This window comes from bacterium (genome assembly GCA_029210545.1).
In the GTDB taxonomy this organism is placed as follows: domain Bacteria; phylum BMS3Abin14; class BMS3Abin14; order BMS3Abin14; family BMS3Abin14; genus JARGFV01.
The window spans coordinates 1-4667 of record JARGFV010000162.1 but is presented as its reverse complement, the minus strand read 5'-3'; the positions used below and the strand labels follow the sequence as shown (position 1 = coordinate 4667).

General features: G+C 57.5%; 5 protein-coding genes and 3 tRNA genes. All 8 read right to left on the bottom strand.

Features of this window, described 5'->3' with window-relative positions; translation table 11 throughout:
- Positions 1 to 104: 104 nt before the first annotated feature.
- Positions 105 to 181: transfer RNA gene (locus tag P1S46_11715), tRNA-Gly, on the bottom strand.
- 170 nt (positions 182 to 351) lie between these two features.
- A tRNA-Tyr gene (locus P1S46_11710) sits at positions 352 to 436 on the bottom strand.
- A 201-nt stretch (positions 437 to 637) separates the two neighbouring features.
- Positions 638 to 713, bottom strand: a tRNA-Thr gene (locus P1S46_11705).
- A 243-nt stretch (positions 714 to 956) separates the two neighbouring features.
- Complete coding sequence (locus P1S46_11700; GenBank protein ID MDF1537137.1) at positions 957 to 1700, bottom strand: RNA methyltransferase; 744 nt, start codon at positions 1698 to 1700, stop codon at positions 957 to 959.
- Positions 1701 to 1813: 113 nt separating this feature from the next.
- Entirely contained in the window at positions 1814 to 3274 is a 1461-nt protein-coding gene (gene cysS, locus P1S46_11695) for a cysteine--tRNA ligase (GenBank protein ID MDF1537136.1), read from the bottom strand.
- A 179-nt stretch (positions 3275 to 3453) separates the two neighbouring features.
- The gene (locus tag P1S46_11690) at positions 3454 to 3795 is read right to left on the bottom strand and encodes a hypothetical protein (GenBank protein ID MDF1537135.1); all 342 of its coding nucleotides are present in this window, start codon (positions 3793 to 3795) and stop codon (positions 3454 to 3456) included.
- Between the two features lie 114 nt (positions 3796 to 3909).
- A complete protein-coding gene (gene ispF / locus P1S46_11685; GenBank protein ID MDF1537134.1) occupies positions 3910 to 4395 on the bottom strand; it encodes a 2-C-methyl-D-erythritol 2,4-cyclodiphosphate synthase in 486 nt (161 codons plus the stop codon).
- 98 nt (positions 4396 to 4493) lie between these two features.
- Positions 4494 to 4664 carry a 2-C-methyl-D-erythritol 4-phosphate cytidylyltransferase gene (locus P1S46_11680; GenBank protein ID MDF1537133.1) on the bottom strand — a complete coding sequence of 57 codons (171 nt, stop codon included), beginning with the start codon at positions 4662 to 4664 and terminating at the stop codon, positions 4494 to 4496.
- Between the last annotated feature and the right edge of the window lie 3 nt (positions 4665 to 4667).

The following is a 4667-nucleotide window of genomic DNA, read 5'->3' as shown; positions in this document are numbered from 1 at the left end:
CTTTGGCGATCTATCAGCAGTCTTTGTGAGGAAAGGGAAAACGATGCTTTTCCCTTTCCGTTGAGCGAAAAGTCCCGGATTGGACTTTTCGCGACCCTATCAAATGGAGCGGGAAACGGGACTCGAACCCGCGACCCTCAGCTTGGAAGGCTGACGCTCTAGCCAACTGAGCTATTCCCGCCCGGTGTTGTGGATTGTTTTTTTGAGAGTCCATCCTTCTTCGACCCCTGAAAACAGCCCGGACATTTAAAGCATAAAATGCCGTCCCCTGAACGGCCCATCCCGGGGCACCTTACCAGGGATCCTTACACTTCTCTTCTAAATACACGGGCTTCGACCCGTAAAAGATCGTGGTGGGGAGTGATGGATTTGAACCACCGTAGGCATCGCCAGCGGGTTTACAGCCCGCCCCCTTTAGCCACTCGGGCAACTCCCCTAAACCTGTTTTCCGGTCCGGACCTGCCTTCTTTCAACAATGATGGACTCGCAAAAAGTCCATCAACGCACCCCGCGCGGGGTGCCCAAATCAATGACCCGCACCCTAAGTCATTGATTTGTAAGGAAAGGGAAAACGACGCTTTTCCCTTTCCGTGGAGCGAAAAGTCCCGGACTGGACTTTTTGCGACTCTTTCAACAATGGAGCTGGCGAAGGGACTTGAACCCGCAACCTGCGCATTACAAATGCGCTGCTCTACCAATTGAGCTACGCCAGCATCGAAGCAAATCGAGGCGATCTCTGTTTTCCCCCACGCTGAAAGAATAACACGCTTATTTAGTGGGTCATGGATTGTTTGTCAAGAGGGAAATTGACAGAGGAAATTCCCGAAGCGCATATTTGACCTGCTTCGGGAATTTCCAATTCCAAATTCCAAATTCCAAATTCCATAGAAATCAGTGCTTTATATCCTTTCTGGAATCTGAAATCTGAAATCTGAAATCAGCCATAAATCGTGTCATCAGGATGATTTCATCTGCCTGATCACATGATTTATGGCGATCCCCGCCGCCACCGACAGGTTCAGGGAGCCGGTAGGCCCTTCCCCTTCGATGGTGACGATGCGGCTGCAGGCTGACCGGACCCGGCCTCCAAGCCCCTTGTCCTCGCTCCCCACCACCAGGGCCACCTTTCCCCCGGCGGGTTCCCAACCGGCAAGGGGCGCGCCGCCTTTTTCAACCCCGACGACCTCGTACCCGGCCTCGGTGAGGGATGCGCAGGCGTTGGATGCCCCTCTGACAACGGCTACGGGGAACGCTTCCAGAGCACCCGCCGAGGCTCGGGAGGCCGCCGGGCTCAGGGGCGCTGCCCCCTTTGCAGGCAGCACGAGGGCCCTGGCCCCCAGGAAGGAGCAGGTACGGACGACCGCCCCAAGGTTCTGGGGATCCTCCACCCCGGACAGCAGGACGATGAGGTCTTTCCCGCCGGGAGGTTCGAACCTGGTGAGTTCTTCCAGTTCGAAGGTAGGAAGAGGTCCGCACTCCAGTACCGCGCCCTGGTGCCTCGAGGTGCCCGCCATCCGGCCGACCCGCTCGTTGTCCGCCCTTTGCACCGGCACACCCGCCTCGCCGGCCAGCCGGACCAGTTCTTCGGCGCCCTTTTTAGCCGACAGGAAGAGGTTGAAGAGGGGTCGGCGTCGTGAGAGGAGAGCCTGGGTGACAGGGTGGGTGCCGGACAGATACTGGACATCGTTGATTTCATTCATATCCAATTTCCAGTATCTGGTAAGGGGGTGTCGGGGTATGGGGGAAACGGGGTGGAAAATACTCGGTTTCCCCCCATACTTCCATACACCCACACTCCCATACTAGCCTCAATTCATGAGTCCTTTTTCGGGATCAGAACGAAACCCTGAGGAGTATCTTGAACCGCATACCCCAGTTCCGCTATCTCGTCCCGCAGTTCGTCTGCGCGGGTCCACTCCTTGTTCTGGCGGGCCTGTACCCGCTGAGCAGCCAGGGCCTGGGCTCCAGCCCTGATGTCGTCGTCGCCGGTTGCGGAAAACCAGGCCTTCCCTGCCCCGATCCCCTCCCCGAAAAAGCCCAGGACCGCCCCGATCTCCCTGAAGAAACCGTCAACCCCGTCTCGAAAAGCGGCCGAAATCCCGCCGCCTGGACTGTCGGCGCTGTCCAGCACACTGTTGAGGCTTCCGAGGGCTGAAAAGACGTGGCCGATGGCCGCCGCCGTATTGAAATCGTCATCCATGGCCTCGCGGAACGCCGGGAGGGTTTCTTCGGTGAGCCCTTTCAGTGCCCCGGACTCGGCTTCGGTTACCTCACGGCTCCCGGACTCGTTGCGTGTCAACCGGGCAAAGAGGTTCATGAACCGCTCGTAGCGGACCTCGGCCTCGGTCAGGGCCTTGTCGGAAAAATCGAGGGGACTCCGGTAATGAGTGGAGAGGAGAAACGTGCGCACCACCTCGGGCCTGTACTTCTCCAGCACTTCCCGGATGGTGAAGAAGTTGCCCAGGGACTTTGACATCTTCTCGCTGTCTATGTTGACGAAGCCGTTATGCATCCAGTAGCGCACGAAGGGTATGCCGGCGGCCGCCTCGGACTGGGCGATCTCGTTCTCGTGGTGGGGGAAGATGAGATCCTTGCCGCCCCCGTGGATATCCAGGGGCTGCCCCAGGATGGCGGCCGACATGGCCGAACACTCGATGTGCCATCCGGGGCGTCCCTTGCCCCACGGACTGTCCCAGGCCGGTTCACCGGGCTTGGAGCTTTTCCACAGGGCGAAGTCCAGGGGGCGGATCTTCCGCTCGTCCACGTCGATACGGGCCCCGGACTGCATCTCCTCGATGTTTCGCTTCGAAAGCTTCCCGTAACCGTCAAACTTTTCGACCTCGAAATAGACGTCCCCGTCCACCTCGTAGCCCACGCCGCGATCCACGAGGGTCTGCACGATCCCGATGATCTCGGCGATGTAGTCAGTGGCCCTCGGCTCCACATCGGCCCGCTGCACACCCAGGGCCCCCATGTCGGTGTCGTGAGCCTCGATAAAGGTCTGCGCCAGGTCCTTCCAGTCGATCCCCTGCTCGTTGCTGCGGTTGATGATCTTGTCGTCGATGTCGGTGTAGTTGCGCACGTAGGTGACATCGTAGCCGGAGTAGCGCAGGTACCGCGCGATGACGTCGAAGGCTACCGCGGCCCTGGCGTGCCCGATGTGGCAGTAGTCGTAGACGGTGACGCCGCAGGCGTACATGCCCACCTTGGGAGGATTAATCGGTACAAATTCCTCCTTTTTCCCGGAGAGTGTGTTGTAGACGCGCAGGGTCATTATTGGACCTCCCGAGGGGGCGAGGGGGCGAGAGGGCGAGGGGGCGAAAAAGCAAACCATCTTTTTTCATTGGCCACTATCATGTTTCAAACCTCTCGTATCGGAGTGTCGGTGTATCGGGGAAAGATCCTCGGACGCTGATTATCAGAAAAGAAAGGCAAAATCCAGCTCTCGAACTATTATGGTTGAGATGTTTCGACCGCTGTGACCTGCACCTTGGGAGAGAAGAACAGGTTCAGTGCCGAGAACTGCACCAGTAAATGGTTCGTGATGCCCACATCGTAAAGATATTCACCGCCGTCCCCTGCTGTTAACCCGATGCGAATGGGATCGGAGAAAATATCTGTCGGTTCGATGAACTTCCCGTTTTTCCCGCCTTTTGCCGAAAAATCGAGCATGATCAACTCTTTCGCCCGGGAATATGCCTTTTGCTGAAAGTGTTGATGGTTCCACTGCCCCAGGGCGACAAAAAGAAAAATCATCAGCATAAGTGCGATAAAATTCTTAGTAATAAAATTCATTGCAGTGTGATTTCCTCAGAAGTCAGTAGCCAGTATCCAGTAGCCAGTAGAAATACCCGATTTATTGATCGGCACTTTGCACCTTGCACTCATCGGCAGACTGGAAGGAATGCCTTAATCAATTCGCTTGATAAGAGCAACAGCCAGACAGGCGATTCCTTCCTGTCTGCCGATGAACCCCATCCCTTCACCGCAAGTGGCTTTGATGTTCACACTTCCTGCAGGCATCCCGGCGGCCTCCAGGTTGACGATCATCTGCCCGATGTAGGGCGCGATCTTCGGCTGTTCGGCCAGGATGGTGATGTCGGCGTTCACCGGCTCGAACCCGTCCTTTTCGAGGATAACGAGAACTTTCTTTAAGAGCTCCAGGCTATCGGCCCCTTCAAAGGCCGGGTCCGTGTCGGGAAAGTGCTGGCCTATGTCGCCCAGGGCGGCAGCACCTAACAGAGCATCCATGAGGGCGTGGGCCAGGACGTCGGCGTCGGAGTGGCCCAGAAGCCCGGTGGGGTGATGGATCTCCGTTCCCCCGAGGATGAGCCTGCGGCCCTGGACAAGTCTGTGCGAGTCATAACCGATACCAACTCTGGGATTTGCGGCCATAACATCTCATCCTTTCTGAAAATTTGACTCGCACCCACGACGCGGGGAAGGGGGGACGCGGCGAGGGGGAGAAAGACCCTTCACCCCGTGTCTCCGTGTCACCGTGTCTCCGCGTCATGTCCGCCTGCCTGGATGATCATTCTCAGCAACTCAAGATCATCCAGAGTGGTGACTTTAAAATTCCTCTCGTCCCCTTCAACAAGGCGGACACTGTGGCCCATCTGCTCCAGGAGGGAGGCGTCGTCGGTCACATCCCAGCCCTCCTTCAGGGC